This is a genomic window from Streptomyces sp. BBFR25, assembly GCF_044590125.1.
GTDB classification, from domain to species: domain Bacteria; phylum Actinomycetota; class Actinomycetes; order Streptomycetales; family Streptomycetaceae; genus Streptomyces; species Streptomyces canus_D.
Map to the genome: position 1 here is coordinate 8,499,508 of NZ_CP172447.1, position 15,791 is coordinate 8,515,298.

Consider the following 15,791-nt stretch of genomic DNA (forward strand, 5'->3'; position numbering starts at 1 on the left):
GCTCCTGGGCTCGGAAAGAGGGCCCGGCCCCGGGGGAGGTGGGCCGGGCCCCGGTGCGGAGGGTCAGGACGACCGGGGTACGTCGATCCGGTCGATGTCCGGTGCGTAGTCGGAGCCGCTGTCGATGGTCAGGGTGTTGGCGCCCGCCTTGAGCTGCACCGGGACCGTCGCGGTGGACACGGTGCCCCAGCCTCCGGTGGAGGCGAACGTGTGACGCACCGCGCCGCCGCCGTTCGCGGAGACGGACGCCGCGCGGGGGTCACCGCTGAGGTAGGAGATCCGCACCTGGTAGGTGCCGGCCTCGGGTACGACGACGTCGTTGAAGGTGAGCTTGCCGCCGAGGTAGAGGTTGCCGACCTTCCTGCCGTCCGAGCAGGCGGAGCAGTCGCCGACGGACGCGCTGCCCGCGAGGGTGTTGCCCCCGGACTCGGCCTCGTAGCCGGTCAGGGGGACGGCGGAGGCACCCTCAGGGGTGACGGTGAACAGGCGGGAGCCGTGCGCGGGGAGCGCCTGGGTGATCTTGTGGCGGTGGGTGCCGAGGTTCTCGTGGTTCCACAGGTCACGGACGGCGGCCTTGCCGGAGAAGCCGAGGGCCGGGAAGTCGGCGGTGACGGCGGCCGGGCCGTCGGCGAGGTTGAACAGGGCGACCGTGTAGGTGCCGTTCGGGTTCTTGGCGGCCCACACCTGCTGCGGGTCGGAGGCGGTGACCAGGTCCGCGGGCGGGGTGTCGCCCTGGTTGACCGCGATGACCTCCTTGTTGGTCAGCAGGGACAGGCCGTAGGAGTCGAGGCGCGTGAGGTCGTCGCCCGTGTACAGCGGGGACTTGGCGATGGCCCACAAGGTGGCGTAGCTCTGCCGTTCGGCCTTGGTGAGGCCGTCCATCTGCCCGTTGCCGACGTTCAGGGCGTCCAGGTCGTTCCAGCCGCCGGGACCGGCGTGCCGGGTCCAGGCGGGGAGGTCGGCCCAGCGGTCGTCGACGGAGTTCTCCCAGCTGACCAGGGTGTTGCAGTAGCACTCGACGTCGGTGTCGATGCGCCAGCCGTCGGAGTACTTCTTCCAGTCGGCCGCGTGGGCGATGTCGAGGGACCAGGACACTTCCAGGTGGATCGGACGTCCGGTGGCGGCGATGGCCTTCTGCCAGGCGGCGACGTCGGCGACGTTGTCGTAGTTCTCGCCGCTCTTGAAGGATCCGGGGCCCACGCCGTCGAGCTTGAGGAAGTCGTAACCCCAGTCCGCGAACATCCGCGCCTGCGAGTCGACGTACTTCTGCGCGCACGGGTCCGAGAAGTCGATCTTGTACGCGCTGTCCCAGCCGTTGGTGGTGCGCAGGTCGTCGTAGACGATGTCGGCGGTGGTGCAGCCCTCGGCGTCCCAGATCGGCGACGTGCCGTTCCGGTAGGCCTCCTTCTCCAGACCGACGGGGAGATAGATGCCGGCCTTGAGACCCTTCGCGTGGATGTGGTCGGCGACGGGCTTCATACCGCGGGGGAAGCGGGCGGGGTCCGCCTTCTGACGGGCGTACCGGTCGAATTCCGGTTTCCAGGTCCGGTCGCGCCACCAGCCGGCGTCGATGTTGACGTACTCGTAGCCGTATTTCTTCAGCTTCGAGGCCAGGGCGTCGGTCTGCTTGAGGACGTTGGCTTCGGTGAGGTAGCTGTAGTCGCCGTCCGGGTTGAGGCCGGGGTACTTCGAGGACTGCATGCTCCAGCTGGACCATCCCATGTAGGGCTTGGCGGCCGTGGCCGGCGCCTTCGCGGCGGTGCCGGAGACCGCCGCGGTGGCGGCGTGTGTGGCCGGGGCGGTCGTCGCGAGGCCCGCGGCGAGGGCCAGGACGGCCGCGGCTCTCAGCGAACGTGCGGGCAGGACGGAGTACGAGGATGACCGCATGGGTCGTGCCTCCTGGGGGTGGGTGACCGGCGGGGAGGGGCGGGCTCAGCCCTTGCCCGAGCCGAGGGTGAGTCCGCTGATGAACTGGCGCTGGAGGGCGAAGTACACCAGCAGCGTGGGGATCGCGGTCATCAGGGCGCCGGCCGCGATCAGGTTGGGGTTGGTGAAGTACGCGCCCTGGAGGTTGGCCAGGGCCGAGGTGATGGGCCGTTTGTCACCGGTCTCGATGAGGGTGAGCGGCCAGAAGAAGTCGTTGTAGATCCAGATCGATTCGAGGGTGGCGAGAGCGGCGAAGGCCGGCCGGCACAGCGGCAGGACGATCTGGAAGAACTGGCGCCACACGGGGGCGCCGTCGACGAGCGCCGCCTCGGTGATCTCCTTGGGGATCGTCTTCATGTAGTTGCTGAGGACGAAGGTGCAGAAGCCGCACTGGTAGGCGATGTGGATGGCGATGATGCCCCAGGCGGAGTTGTACAGCAGCATGCTGTCGCTCATCCACCACGGCAGCGGCACCAGGAGGTAGAGGCGGTACAGAGGGGTGATGAGCACCTGGGCGGGCAGCAGGTTGCCCGCGGTGAAGAGGATCAGCAGGGCGAGGTTGAGACGGAAGTCGAAGCGGGTGACGAAGAAGGCCACGGCCGCGGAGAACAGCAGGGTGCCGAGGACGGCGGGGACGGTGATGAGGAGGCTGTTCCAGAAGAAGTGCGGCATGCCCGACTGGGACCACGCGTCGGTGAAGTTCTCCAGGCTCAGACTGCGCGGCCAGGAGAAGTAGCCGTGCCGCGCGGTGTCGCCGTAGGGACGCAGCGAGGTGTAGACCGCCCACAGCAGGGGGACGAGCCAGGCGACGGAGACCGTTGCCAGGAGCAGGTGACGGCCGGTGTCGCGGCGTGGGCGGGACGGGGAGCCGGCCGGGGCGACCCGGCGTTCGGGACGGGACGGCGGAGCGGGGCGGGGCGTGGTCGTCGTCATGCGTCCTCCTTGCGGAAGGTCTGCACGAGGAACGCGCCGATCGCGGCCAGGGAGACCACCAGCAGGACCACGGCGAGCGCGGAGCCGTAGCCGATGTGGCCGGACTCGCCGATGATGTTGTCGGTGATGAGCAGGGAGAGCAGTTCCATGCCGGGTTTGCTGCCGGTGCCGCCGCCGAGGACGTAGACGATGTCGAAGGCGCGCAGCGACTCCATCACCGTGACCACGATGATGATGACGTTGACCGGTTTCAGGGCCGGCAGGACGATGCGGAAGAAGGTCTGGCGCCCGCCTGCGCCGTCGAGGGACGCGGCCTCTTTCAGAGAGGGATCGAAGCTCTTCAGGCCGGCCAGGTAGAGGATCATGATGTATCCGGTGTGCCGCCAGGCCGAGGCGACGAGCACGGCCCACAGGTTGAGGTCGGGGTCGCCGAGCCAGTCGATGTGGTGGCCGGTACCGGCGGCGGCCAGCAGGCTGTTGAGCAGGCCGGTGTCCGGGTCGTAGATGATCTCCCATACGAAGCCGACGACGGCCAGCGAGAGGACCATCGGCAGGAAGATCGCGGTCTGGTAGAAGCGGGTGAACCGTATCTTCTGGTCGAGGTGGTAGGCGAGGAAGACGCCGAACGGGGTCGGCAGCAGCGCCGTGAACACCAGCCAGAGGACGTTGTGCCCGACGGCCGGCCAGAACGGCGGGTAGTTGGTGAGGATCTCGGTGTAGTTCTCGGCGCCTGTCCAGTGGATGTCGGACAGGTCGATGCCGTCCCAGGTGGTGAAGGACAGCACGATCGAGGCGAGCGCGGGCAGCCAGACGAGGACCAGCAGCGCGAGCAGCGGCAGGCCGATGACGACCACCAGGAAGAGGCGGTCGCCGCGGCCGAGGCGGGAGGGGGAGGAAGGGTGTGAGGACACGGGCGGTCCGTTCCGTCCGGGTCAGGAGGTGAAGAAGCGCGAGCGCTGCGACTCGATCTTCTTCAGCGTGGCGGTGCCGTCGTCCGGGTGGCCGAGCCACTCCGTCAGGCCGGGCAGGACGACGGTGGAGATGAAGCCGGGGTCGCTGTCGCGGTCGGCGAACTGACTGATGTGCTTGGCGGAGGCGATGAGTTCGGCCGACTTCTTCTGGAGGGCGTTGTACGAGCCGGTGTCGGCGCCCTTGTTGACGGCGAGGTTGCTGGGATCCACGCCCATGTAGGTCTCCTCCGCGCTCGCGCCGCCGAGGAACTCCAAGAACTTCCTCGCACCACCCTCGTTCTTGGGTCTGCGGCTGAGCATGAAGCCGTCGGTGGGCGCCTCCACGGCGTCCTGGCCGTGCGTGGGGTCGATCTCGGGGAAGGCGAAGAAGTCGAGGTCGGCGCGTATCTTCTCGTCGGTCACCTGCTGGCCGAGGAAGAGCCCGATGACCGCCATGCCGGTCTTCTTGTCCAGCAGTGACTGGGCCGCGTCCTGCCAGGACCTGCCGCCGCCGCTCTTTTGGTAATGGGGGGTCAGCTCGCGCCACAGGTCCAGGACCCGGGTGGTGCGCCTGTCGGTCCAGGAGGTCTCGCCGCGCAGCAGCGACATGTGGTACTCGTAGCCGTTGGCGCGCAGGTTCAGGTAGTCGAAGGCACCGAGGACCGACCAGCTGTCGCCGCCGCCGTAGCCGGAGGCGACGGGGGAGAGACCGTCCTTGCGCATCCGCTTGGCCAGGGCCATGAAGGCGTCCCAGGTCTTCGGGACCTCGTAGCCGCGCTCGGCGAACAGGCTCTTGCGGTAGAAGACGGCCCACGGGTAGTTGTACAGCGGAACGAAGTAGTACTTGCCGTCCTCGCCGCGGGAGAGTTGCTTGGCGGCGTCGCTGAAGCCGTCGCCGATGACGTCCCACACCTCGTCGACCGGGCTCGCGAGGCCCTTCTTGGCGAAGTACTGCATGCGGTACCCGGCGAACCAGGTGAACACGTCGTCGGGAGTGCCTTGGAGGTAGCTGGTGATGCCCTTTTGGAAGGTGTCGTGGTCGACGGTGTTCGTCTTCACCTTCAGGCCGGACTGCTTGCCGAAGGACTTGGTGAGTGCGGCGTAGGCGGACTTCGGGGTCGCGTCCGCCCCGTTGGAGCCGAAGGTGACGGTCTTCGGATCGGCTTCGGGCCCGCCGCCGCAGGCGGTGAGGACGGGCGCGGCCAGGCCGGCCGCCGAAAGGCCGAGCAGCCCGCCGACGACCTTGCGTCGTCCGGGGCCGGGCGCAGCCGACGATGGTTGGCTCTGCTGCGTCATGGTTGCTCCTCGCGCGTGCGGGTTCGGTCTGGACAAGGAGGCCGGGGCGTCTACTGGTGTGGCCCGGAGCCGATGAAGGACTGGATGGCGGTGGCCGCGGCCCCGCGTGCCCACTCCTCGAAGGGCAGTGGGCGGGTCTGTACGTCGCATTCGGCGGCGGAGCCGAATGCGGCCGCCGCGAACGCCTCGCGGATCTGCGCGGCGAACAGGTCGTAGGCGGCCAGACCTTCCCCGGAGATGATCACGCGTTCGGGCCCGAACAGGTTGGCGACGGTGGCGATGCCCCGGCCGATCGCTTCGCCCGCTCTGGCGTAGGCCTCCTGAGCACCGGCCACGCCCTCGTGCGCCAGCGCGGCTGCCTGTCCGGCGTCGGCGACGACGGCTCCGGTGGCGGCGCGGACCCGCTCGACGATGGCGGCGTCGCCCGCGATCGCTTCGACGCAGCCGCGGTTGCCGCAGTGGCACAGCGGACCGGTGGGGTCGACGGTGACGTGCCCGATCTCGCCTGCCACACCGTGCGCCCCGGCGACCACCCGGCCGTGCACGACCAGCCCGCAGCCGATGCCGGCCCCGACGGTGACGAGGGCGAAGTCCGACAGGCCGACGCCTGCCCCGAACCACTGCTCGGCGACGGTGAGGGCGCGTACGTCGTTGTCGACGGTGACCGGCAGGCCCATGGCCGCCGCGGTCAGTTCGGCGAGCGGCACGTCCCGCCACTCGAGGAACGGCGAATAGCGCACCATGCCCGCCGTGCGGTCCACGTCACCGGAGACGGCCACGCCGGCGCCCACGACCTGGACCCCCAGGCCCACGGCCTCGGCCAGCAGTTCCTGCGTCAGCTCGGCGAGGGTGGCCAGCACCGCCCGGGGCGTTCGGTCGGTCAAGAGCAGGTGCCGGGCGAGGAGCACCCGGCAGCACAGGTCGGTGAGAACCCCTATGACCTCGTCGCCGGTGACCTTGACGCCGATGAACAGGGCCCGTCCGCCGTCGACACGCACCAGGCTGGCGGGTCGGCCCAGCGTCGGACGGGACTCCTCGTCGGCGCTCTCCGTCAGGTAGCCGGCCTCGATCAGAGGCCGCACGGCCTTGGTGACGGCGGCCGGGGACAGGGCTGCCCGCCGGGCCAACTCCAGCCGGGTGAGCGGGCCCTGGGTCAGAGAGGTGACGAAGATCTGGGAGACGGCCGGCGTGTTGGCCGGGAACGTCTCGGCAGGAGGAGAGGGCATGGCCGGGAACCTAGGGAAGTTATTTTCTGCTGTCAATGAAAGAAACAAGAACCGCTCGAAGCTTGACGTCGATCTCTCGTCTGCTTTCAAATGACAAGCCTGAGAGGGGCCTTGTCATGGCATCGAAGGCGACTGTCACTCCGACGACTCCGGACACATGGGTGCTTCTCCGCCCCTCCCCCCCCCCCCCCCCCGCAGCCCCGAACACGTGAGGCACGATGCCGATGATCTCCCGCGCCCCCGACAGCGCACTGTGGGTGCTGTCGACCCCGCGCACGTCCTATGCCCTGCGCATCGACGAGACGGGTGCTCCCCGGCACGTGGCATGGGGTCCACGGCTGACCGTGACGGAGGCCGAGAGCCTCGTCGTGCCCGACGGGGATCCGGCCAGCAGTTTCGAGGGGCGTGCGCCGGTCGGCGAGGAACTGCCGGTCGACGGTGGCACCCGGTACGGGCCGCCCTCCCTCCAGGTCCGGTACGCGGACGGCTCCCGCGGCTTCGAGTGGCAGCCGGCCGGCCACCGCCTCCTCCAGCACGGGGCGGGCACCGCAGAGTTGGTGCTGGAGTTCCGCGACCGGCTCTACCCGCTGCACGTCGCCCTGCACTACACCGTCCGTGACGACACCGACGTCATCGAGCGCCGCACCGTCCTGCGCAACGACGGCGGTCAGCACGTGGATCTGCTGCGGGCCGACTCCGCCGCATGGTCGCTGCCCGCCCTGCGCGACTACCGCCTCAGCCACGTCACCGGGCAGTGGGCCGCGGAGAGCCGGCTGCGCCGCGAGCCCCTCCCCCACGGCGAGACAGTGCTGACCAGCCGGCGCGGGATCACCAGCCATCACGCCGGACCCTGGGTGATGCTGGAGGACGGCGACGCGGATGAGGACCACGGCAGGGTGTTCAGCGCCACGCTGGCCTGGAGCGGCAGCTGGCGCCTGACCGTCCAGCGCACCCACGACGGCCGGGCCGGGTTCACCGGCGGGGTGGGCCACGACGGCACGTCGGTACCGCTCGCGCCGGGAGAGGAATTCAGCACCCCGGTGTTCGCCGGGCTCTGCTCGGAGGGCGGCTTCGGCGCGGCGAGCCGGGCCTGGCACGCGTACACGCGCGAGCACGTGCTGCCGCACGGGCGAGAGACCGCCCCGGTGCTCTACAACTCCTGGGAGGCGACCGGCTTCGACGTGACCGAGGAGGGCCAGCTCCGGCTGGCCGAGCGTGCCGCCGCACTCGGGGTGGAGCTGTTCGTCGTCGACGACGGCTGGTTCGGCGCTCGTCGCGACGACCGCGCCGGTCTCGGCGACTGGACGCCGGCTCCCGAGCGCTTCCCTCACGGTCTCGGTCCCCTGGCCCGTGCGGTGCGCACACTCGGCATGCGCTTCGGCGTCTGGGTGGAACCCGAGATGGTCAACCCCGACAGCGACCTGTACCGCGCGCACCCCGACTGGATCCTGCACATCCCGGGCCGGTCCCGCAGTGAGCTCCGCAACCAGCTCGTCCTCAACTTCGCGCGCGACGACGTCGCCGGCTGGGCCTATGACTGGCTCACCCGGCTGGTCGCCGACGCCGGGGTGGACTTCCTCAAGTGGGACATGAACCGCGCCTTCAGCGAGGCGGGCTGGCCGGACCGGCCCGACGGCCACGACCGGCTGTGGACCGGGTACGTGAACAACCTGTACGGGGTCCTCGACCGGCTGCGCGCCGACCATCCGGACCTGCGGGTGGAGACGTGCAGCGGCGGCGGCGGGCGGGCGGACCTCGGCATCCTGCGCCGTACGGACCAGGTATGGACATCGGACAACACGGACGCCGTGGACCGGCTGGTCATCCAGCACGGTTTCGGTCAGGTACTGCCGGCCCGGGTGATGTCCGCCTGGGTCACCGACGTGCCCAATCAGTGCACCGGCCGCACGGTCCCGCTGCGGTTCAGGTTCCACGTGGCGATGTCCGGACTGCTCGGAATCGGCGGCGACCTCGACCGTTGGTCCGAGGAGGAGCTCGCCGAGGGCGCGGAGCTGGTCGCCGAGTACAAGCGCGTGCGCCACCTCGTGCAGCACGGGGTGCAGTTCCGGCCGTGCGAACCGTACGGCGACGGACCGGCCGTGGTGCAGTACGCCGCCGAGGACGGTGCCGAGACGGTGGTACTGGCCTGGCGGCGCGGTCCCCGCGGGGGTGTTCCGGACGCACCGGTGCGGCTGCGTGGTCTCACGCCGGGCGCCCGCTACCGGGACACGGCGACCGGCGCGCTCCATCACGCCACGGTCCTGGACGCGTACGGTCTGCGGCTGGGTCTGCCGGGGCAGGACTGGGCGAGCAGGGCCGTACACCTGATGCGGGTCGCCGACGGGGAGGGGTGACGGTTCCGGACGCTGCGGACGGGGGTCGGCGGCTCGCCCGGGGGGCCCGGTTCCTGTCCGGATTGACGCCTACACCTGATTAAATGTACTTTCTCCATCAAGTAAATGGTGGGGCGAGTCCGCCGTTCCTTGCCTGCGCAGAGAAGACAAACATGAACCTGAGACCTCTTCTGGCCCTCGGCGGCGCTCCGCGCCGACTAAGCGCCGAAGAGCTGCGCGTATGGCGCTCCTACACCGAGGCCGCCGCCCTCGTGGACGCCCACCTCGACCGGCAGACCCAGCGCGACACCGGCGTACCCCACCTCTATTACGACCTGATGGCGAGGCTGGCCGAGTCCCCGCGACGGCGCCAGCGCATCACCGAGCTTGCCAAGAACGCCAAGCTCCACCCTTCCCGGGTCTCGCGCGCCATCACCCGACTGGAGGAGCACGGGTGGGTGCGCCGCGAGCACTCCCCCGCCGACAAGCGCGGCCTGTTCGCCGTACTCACCGACGACGGCAGCGTCATGCTCGAGCAGACTGCCCGAGGTCACGACCGGGCCGTACGCCAAGCCCTGTTCGACCGACTCACTCCTGAGCAGTGGCATGCCCTCGGCGAAATCACCCGCATCATCGTGGAGGGATTGGTCGACCTCGAAGCGGACCGGGCCCTCCCCCGCTAGAAGTTTTCGAGGACCTGCGGTTGTACCGCGAGACCGGGTGAGCGTCGCGGGAAAGCCCGGAGGAACCCCGCCCCGTAGCAGGCTGTCCCGGTGTCTGTCCGAGCAGTACGGCACGGGTGACGGCCGATGATGCCCCGGTCCGGCGAGGACGCCGGGCACGGCGCGCAGACGGGCGTCACCGCCCCGGTCCCGACGGGACGGCTCTCAGGCCATCCGTCGCGCCGCCACTGCGGCGTTGTGGCGATTGACGTTGACCGTGAGTCGGCGCACGAGGTCCTGGATCGTGGTGATCTCGTCCGGTGCGAGGCCCACGGCGTCCCCGATCGCCGGCGGAACACGGGACAGGTGCTGGTGCAGCGCCAGGCCCTCCGCGGTGAGCGCGATCTGGACGACACGTTCGTCGTCGGCCCGGCGCTCACGCTTGAGAAGTCCGTTCGCCTCGAGGCGCTTGATCAGCGGCGTGACCGTTCCGTAGTCCAACTGCAGAACGGCGACGAGTTCTTTGACGGACACGGTGCCGTGCTCACCGAGGGCGACCAGGACCAGGTACTGCGGATAGGTCAGCCCCAGCGGCTCGAGCAGGGGCCGGTAGGCGCCGGTGATCGCGCGTGAGGCGGCGTACAGGGTGAAGCACAGGTGCTGGTCCAGCACGGGCATCGCGTTCACCGGCTCGGTCGCGCTCACGTCGTCGGTCATCTTTCCGTCCTCGTCTCCTGATCGGCCGACCGCCATCCAGGGATGGCACTTCGGGCATTGACCCCCATTCCCACGGACCACTATACCCTCGCCCCCTTTTAGCTTGTGCACGATCTAATCGTGCGCTAGGTTTCTCTTCGTCGGCAGCGGCACTCACCGCACCCCGGCACTCGCTCCAGCACATGCCCCCAGACATGTCCTGCCTTGAAGGAGATCTCCGATGAACGCCTCTTCCGTCTTCCGTCCCACCCGCAAGCGCGTCGCCGTGGTCGGCGCCCTGACGGGAGTCGCCGCGCTCGCGCTGTCCGCCATGGCGCCGGCGGGCTCGACAGCCGAGCGCCCCGCCACGGGGAAGAAGCCGACGGTCGTGCTGGTACACGGCGCCTTCGCCGACTCCTCCAGCTGGAATGGGGTGATCAAGCGCCTCGAGAGGGACGGATATCCCGTGGTCGCCCCGGCCAACCCACTGCGTGGTCTCAAGAGCGACGCGGACTACGTCAAGAGCTTCCTCAAGAGCGTGAAGGGCCCTGTCGTGCTGGCGGGCCACTCCTACGGTGGCGCGGTGATCAGCGAGGCGGCCGAAGGTGAGCCGAACGTCAAGGCACTGGTCTACATCGCCGCCTTCGCCCCCGAGAAGGGCGAGACCGCTCTGGGGCTCTCCAACAAGTACCCGGGCAGCACGCTCGGGCCGACCCTGAACACCGTGCCCTTCCCGCTGCCCGGCGGCGGCACCGGACAGGACCTCTACATCAAGGCCGACAAGTTCCACCAGCAGTTCGCGGCCGACGTCCCCACCCGTGTCAGCGATCTGATGGCCGCCACGCAGCGCCCCGTCGCCGCCTCCGCCCTGGAGGAGCCGGCCGCCCACGCCGCCTGGAAGACCATCCCCTCGTGGGACCTGGTCACCACCCAGGACCTCAACATCCCGGCCGCCGCGCAGCGCTTCATGGCCCAGCGGGCGCACTCCCGCACCACTGAAGTCAAGGCCTCCCACGCCGTCTCGGTCTCTCGCCCGGACGTGGTCACCCGTGTGATCGAGCAGGCCGCGCGCGCCACGGCCGACCGCTGAGGCCCGCCCGGGAGACGCGAGGCGCGGTGGCAGGGGCGGTGGCGGTACCGAGCGAGTGCGGGCGGTACCGCCCCGCGAGGGAGTCGACCGGCCGGGGGCCGATCGTGCGGAATCCGTCCGGGTGCGCGCCTTGCGGACGGGCGGACCTCACGCGGCCGGACGATCCGCCCAGGCCTGCTCCAGCGCCTGCGTGAACGTGCCGGGCGACTGGACCCCGCTCACGCCGTAACGGCGCTCCAGTACGAAGAAGGGCACACCGTTGGCGCCCAGTTCGGCAGCGAGCCGCTCGTCGGAGCGCACCTCCTCGGCGAAGGCGTCCGGATTGGCGAGCACCTCCCGCACCTCCGCCTCCTCCAGTCCGGCCGCCACGGCCAGGGCCACCAGGGTCTCCCGGTCGTAGATCGACGCCTCCTCCGCGAAGTTGACCCGGAAGGCGTGGTCCAGGAACTCGCCCTGAAGGCCGCGCGTACCGGCGAAGTGGGAGAGTCGGTGCACGTCGAAAGTGTTGCCGAAGACACGTCCACCGACGCGGAAGTCCAGCCCCACGGCGTTCGCCATGGCCGCGGCCTGCTCCTCCCGCGCGACCTGCTGCTCGCGGGTGCGGCCGTACTGGGCCGCGACCGCGTCGATGATCGGCACCGTGCCGTTCTCGGCCTTGGGGTTGAGCTCGAAGGACCGGTGCACGACCTCCACCTGGTCGCGGTGGGCGAAAGCCGCGAGCCCTTCGGTGAAGTGCTTCCTGCCGACGTAGCACCACGGGCAGGCGACATCGGTCCACATCTCGACACGCATGATTGGCATCTCCTCCGGGTGGTGCCGCAAGAGGGCCCGCCCGCTCCATCGCCCCGGCGGCGGCCCCATGACCGCCCCTCACGGGCACCTTCTGTCCACCGAGAATAGACGACCGACCATCTTGCAGCAAAAGGCCTGGTGAGCCGCCCCGGTGGCAGAAACGGCAGCGGGGGTGCCGGGAGCTCTCGCTCCCGGCACCCCGTCGTTCAGCCCGGCGTGGCGGGGCCGGTCGTCACGCGGAGCCGCGGTGGAGGTAGGCGCGCCTCACGGTCTGCTGGACACCGTTCCCCTCCGCGTCGGTCGCGCTGACCCGGAGCGTGACGAAGGCGTCCCCGTGCACCCGCGCCGGCCGCTCGACCAGGGCGGTGAAGCCGCCGTCGTGCCCCTGCCGCCCGGTCCGCACCGCGTTCCAGGTACGTCCGTCGTCGTACGACGCCTCGACCTTGAGGGCCACCTGGCGCGGGGCGGCCATGCCGTCCTGCATCCGGACGCTCAGCCCGACGCTGTGCTTGCGGGGCCGGCCCACTTCGTTCCGGGCGTCGACCGGAACGTCGTAGTCGATCTGGAGCAGCGGCAGCAGAACCGGCCGGTCGGAGCCACCGGAGCGGAACGTCCACGACGTACGGGTGTCCGTGCCGAAGCCCCACTGGTCCGAGACGCGCTTCGTCGTCAGGTCCAGCCGGTACGCCGCTTCTCCCGCGGCAACCGCGAAGTCGCCCCAGGCGCCGGTGTCGGAACGTGCGATCTGCTGTCCGTCGCGGTACAGCAGCGCGGTCGCCTGGTCGTCGATGTCACCGAAGCCTCCGAGCTCCGCGAACGACCAGTGCCCGGCGCCGGAGTCGTTGAACTCCGGTACGCGGATCGACAAGGTGTTGCCGTTCCGCACCGACGGCAGGTGTTCACCGCGCGGGATGGAGGGGCGCACCACCGATCCGAACCACCGCTCCGAGGCACTCCGGCCGGGTTCGTAGGTGTGCGGATCGTCGTGCATGCCGCTCTGCAGCGCCTGGTCGCTGTTGTCGAGCACCCTGTACTGCACGGCGTGCTGCCACTGGGTGCCGTCCCCGGCGCTGACGTACTCGACGCGTTCCCGCCCCACCGGGACGACACGGTTCCACTGGCCCCAGGCGGTGCTCTGGTAGGGCCGCCAGGCGAAACGCTGTTCGCTCGCCCAGTCCGAGGAACCCGTGCGGTGGTAGGTGGCGCGGACCACGGCGGTGTTCCGCTCCGAGACGGTGTGGACGGGGTGCTCGGGGATGGACCCCTTCCACACACCCATCACGTCGTAGAGGTACGGACTGCGTACCGTGCCGCTGAAGGCGAGCGTCACCGGGCCCTTCGCCATGCGCTTCAGCAGGGCTGCCCCGTCGGCCGAGGAGCTGCGCAGGAAGGGCAGAGCCATCCGGTCACCGGTCGGCCGCCATTCCGTCCACGCCGGGAAACGGTCGGGCAACACGAGCAACACGGCCTTGGCTCCCGCGGTTTCGGCTGCCCGTGCGAGTGCGGAGTTGTCGTACCCCCCGGAGCTGTCGTCGCGCAGCACGGCCAGCTTCCCTCGCGTGCCGCGGAAGTCCGGGCTCTGTGCCGTGCCCGCGGCCGCGGCGGTCAGCCGCTCGCCCCGGTCGCCGAAGGCGGGGGAGAACGCCTCGTAGTACGGCTGGAACTCCGGCGAGCTGCCCGACGCCTTCGCCCGTAGCCGTGGCGCCGTCATCTGCGTGCGCAGTGAGAACTCGAAGGTGCCGTCGGTGACCGGCGCGGTCGGGCTGGTGTAGAACCGGTCCCCGCCGAAGACCGTGGTGGTCTGGAAGAGATCCTTCCCGTCGATTTGACGGTAGAAGGTGGGACTCATGACGCCGTAGCGCTCGGCGGGACGAGGTGTCCGGAAACGGACCTCGGTGACCTCGGCGGCGTTCAGTGTCACCGTGGTGTCCTCGGTGACCACCACTTCCGGGTCGACGACGTTGCCGATCTCGGAATAGCCGTCCTGGGCGTAGTCGGAGAACTGGCCGCTGACGTAGTACGTCCCCTCCTCCACGAGGGCCACCCCGGCTTCGCGGTCCGTGTACTCCTCGAAGCCGTTCGCCCCGAAGATGGTTCCCAGCCAGCCCGGCACGACATGACCGTCGCGGTCGCGGTAGACCACCTTCAGCTTGTGGAGGGGTGCGCGTACCAGGAGGGAGACGGTGGTGTGCGCGACGACGGTGCCGTCGGCCGACGTGGCCGTCAGGTAACCGTAGTAGTGGCCCCGCACGGCACGGGCAGGATCGGTGTGCAGTGGCACCTCGGTCGTGGCGCCGGGGGCGAGCCGGACGGTGGTGGCGCCGACGCCGACCACTCCGTCGTCGAGGACGCGCCCGCTGCCGGTGGCCATCTTGAGGGCGAGCGACAAGGTGAGCGGGCTGTCGCCGGTGTTCGTGTAACGGACAGCTGCAGACCGCTGTCCCTGGGCGCCTCCCAGCGCCACCGGGTCAAGCGCGAGGGTGCCGGTGGCGGTGACCGGGCCGGTCGCCGTGGCCAGGTCGACCCGACCGCCCCCCTGACCGGTCACGCCGGTGCCGGGCACGGTGGATGCGGTGCTGATCAACGCGTCCTTCAGCTGCTGAGCATTCCAGTCCGGGTGCTGCTGGGCCAACAGCGCGGCGGCGCCGGCCACGTGCGGGGTGGCCATCGAGGTCCCGGACAACGAGACGTAGTCGTCGTCGACCGGGTCACCGAGGGTCGTGCCCTCCGCGCGGGCGGCGACGATGCCGACGCCGGGAGCGGTCACGTCCGGTTTGACGGCCCCGTCGCCGTAGCGCGGGCCGCGGCTCGAGAAGGGCGCGAGGGAGTCGTCGCGGTCCACGGCACCGACGGTCAGTGCGGCGTCGGCCGCGCCCGGTGTGCCGAGCGTCGTCTCGCCGGGCCCCGTGTTCCCCGCAGCGACGACGAAGAGGGTGCCCGTCGACGCGGTGAGGGAGTTGACCGCCTGGCTCATGGGGTCGGTGCCGTCGGCGTAACCGTCCGCGCCGAGGCTCATGTTGACGACCTTGGCGTGGGCTTCTGCCGCCCACTCCATGCCGTCGATGATGCCGGACTCCGAGCCGTAGCCGTCGTCGCCCAGCACTTTGCCGATCAGCAGGTTTGCCTTCGGCGCCACGCCGCGCCGGGTGCCGCCGGACGCGGTGCCGCTTCCGCCCACGATGGCGGCGACATGTGTGCCGTGCCCGAAGTGGTCGCCGGTGTTCCCGCTGCCCGAGAAGTCCTGGGCCTCCGCGATGCGGCCGGCCAGGTCGGGGTGGCGCGCGTCGGCACCCGTGTCCAGCACGGCCACCTTGACGCCCTGGCCCTCGTAACCGGCCTTCCAGGCCGTGGGGGCATGGATCTGTGCCGTGCTGCGGTCCAGCAGGGCCTTCACCCTGCCGTCCAGGAGAACCCGTGGCGTCATGGCGGCGCGCGCCGCGGCCGACGCGCCGCCGGGGTTGAGCTGCTTCCAGAACGCGCCCAGGTCCTCGCCGGCAACCCGTGCCGACCGTGCGTCGATGCTCCTCAGATCCCGGGAGGGCGTCGTCGGCCGGTTCAGCGCGATCAGCCGATCGGCGGTCGCCCTGGCGGACCTCGCGGCCTGTGCGCCGACCCGGGCACCGTCACGCGGCGGTACCGGACGTGAGGAGACGATCAGGGGAAGCGCGGAGCTGTGGGCCTCGTCGAGGCCGGCGGAGATCAAGGCCGACACGTTGAACAGCCGTCGGTCCAGGACACCGGCAGACAGGAAGCCCTCGGCATCGGAGGGCACCACGCTCACCGAGTCGTCGTCGCCCTCCAGCGTCTGGAACGGAACGTGCTCCCGCCCCGGCCCGGGCCGCACCGACACGACGTGACGCCCTCCGGGGAACGACGTCAGGGTCACA

The 15,791-nt window shown here is 70.3% G+C and carries 11 protein-coding genes; 3 read left to right on the forward strand and 8 right to left on the reverse strand.

What is annotated here, in order from left to right:
• Positions 1 to 63: 63 nt before the first annotated feature.
• From ACGH52_RS38220 to ACGH52_RS38240, 5 genes are read right to left on the reverse strand one after another with little or no spacing between them, the layout of a single operon-like run.
• Positions 64 to 1,887 (reverse strand): alpha-galactosidase D, encoded by a 1,824-nt coding sequence (locus ACGH52_RS38220; protein WP_399946304.1) that lies wholly within the window; start codon positions 1,885 to 1,887, stop codon positions 64 to 66.
• Between the two features lie 45 nt (positions 1,888 to 1,932).
• Positions 1,933 to 2,859, reverse strand: a complete 927-nt coding sequence (locus ACGH52_RS38225) for a carbohydrate ABC transporter permease (RefSeq protein WP_399946307.1) — start codon at positions 2,857 to 2,859, stop codon at positions 1,933 to 1,935.
• On the reverse strand, positions 2,856 to 3,770 hold the full coding sequence (locus tag ACGH52_RS38230; protein WP_210975747.1) for a carbohydrate ABC transporter permease: 915 nt from the start codon (positions 3,768 to 3,770) through the stop codon (positions 2,856 to 2,858). The genes ACGH52_RS38225 and ACGH52_RS38230 overlap by 4 nt, the downstream gene beginning before the upstream one ends.
• A 21-nt stretch (positions 3,771 to 3,791) precedes the next feature.
• A complete protein-coding gene (locus tag ACGH52_RS38235; RefSeq protein WP_121704299.1) occupies positions 3,792 to 5,105 on the reverse strand; it encodes an ABC transporter substrate-binding protein in 1,314 nt (437 codons plus the stop codon).
• Between the two features lie 50 nt (positions 5,106 to 5,155).
• Positions 5,156 to 6,331, reverse strand: a complete 1,176-nt coding sequence (locus ACGH52_RS38240) for an ROK family transcriptional regulator (protein ID WP_210975748.1) — start codon at positions 6,329 to 6,331, stop codon at positions 5,156 to 5,158.
• A 218-nt stretch (positions 6,332 to 6,549) separates the two neighbouring features.
• Between ACGH52_RS38240 and ACGH52_RS38245 the strand changes: the two genes are divergently transcribed.
• Together ACGH52_RS38245 and ACGH52_RS38250 are read left to right on the forward strand one after the other, a co-directional pair.
• Entirely contained in the window at positions 6,550 to 8,685 is a 2,136-nt protein-coding gene (locus ACGH52_RS38245) for an alpha-galactosidase (protein WP_399946312.1), read from the forward strand.
• 152 nt (positions 8,686 to 8,837) lie between these two features.
• Positions 8,838 to 9,347 (forward strand): MarR family winged helix-turn-helix transcriptional regulator, encoded by a 510-nt coding sequence (locus ACGH52_RS38250; RefSeq protein WP_210975750.1) that lies wholly within the window; start codon positions 8,838 to 8,840, stop codon positions 9,345 to 9,347.
• A gap of 204 nt (positions 9,348 to 9,551) precedes the next feature.
• Here the strand turns inward: ACGH52_RS38250 and ACGH52_RS38255 are convergent, their stop codons facing one another.
• Positions 9,552 to 10,043: a MarR family winged helix-turn-helix transcriptional regulator gene (locus ACGH52_RS38255; RefSeq protein WP_121704295.1), complete on the reverse strand. Its 492-nt coding sequence runs from the start codon at positions 10,041 to 10,043 to the stop codon at positions 9,552 to 9,554.
• 220 nt (positions 10,044 to 10,263) lie between these two features.
• Here ACGH52_RS38255 and ACGH52_RS38260 point away from each other — a divergent pair, with 220 nt between their 5' ends.
• A complete protein-coding gene (locus ACGH52_RS38260) occupies positions 10,264 to 11,112 on the forward strand; it encodes an alpha/beta fold hydrolase (RefSeq protein WP_121704294.1) in 849 nt (282 codons plus the stop codon).
• A 147-nt stretch (positions 11,113 to 11,259) separates the two neighbouring features.
• Here the strand turns inward: ACGH52_RS38260 and ACGH52_RS38265 are convergent, their stop codons facing one another.
• Together ACGH52_RS38265 and ACGH52_RS38270 are read right to left on the reverse strand one after the other, a co-directional pair.
• On the reverse strand, positions 11,260 to 11,904 hold the full coding sequence (locus ACGH52_RS38265) for a DsbA family oxidoreductase (protein WP_121704293.1): 645 nt from the start codon (positions 11,902 to 11,904) through the stop codon (positions 11,260 to 11,262).
• A 232-nt stretch (positions 11,905 to 12,136) separates the two neighbouring features.
• Positions 12,137 to 15,754 (reverse strand): S8 family serine peptidase, encoded by a 3,618-nt coding sequence (locus tag ACGH52_RS38270; RefSeq protein ID WP_399946317.1) that lies wholly within the window; start codon positions 15,752 to 15,754, stop codon positions 12,137 to 12,139.
• Between the last annotated feature and the right edge of the window lie 37 nt (positions 15,755 to 15,791).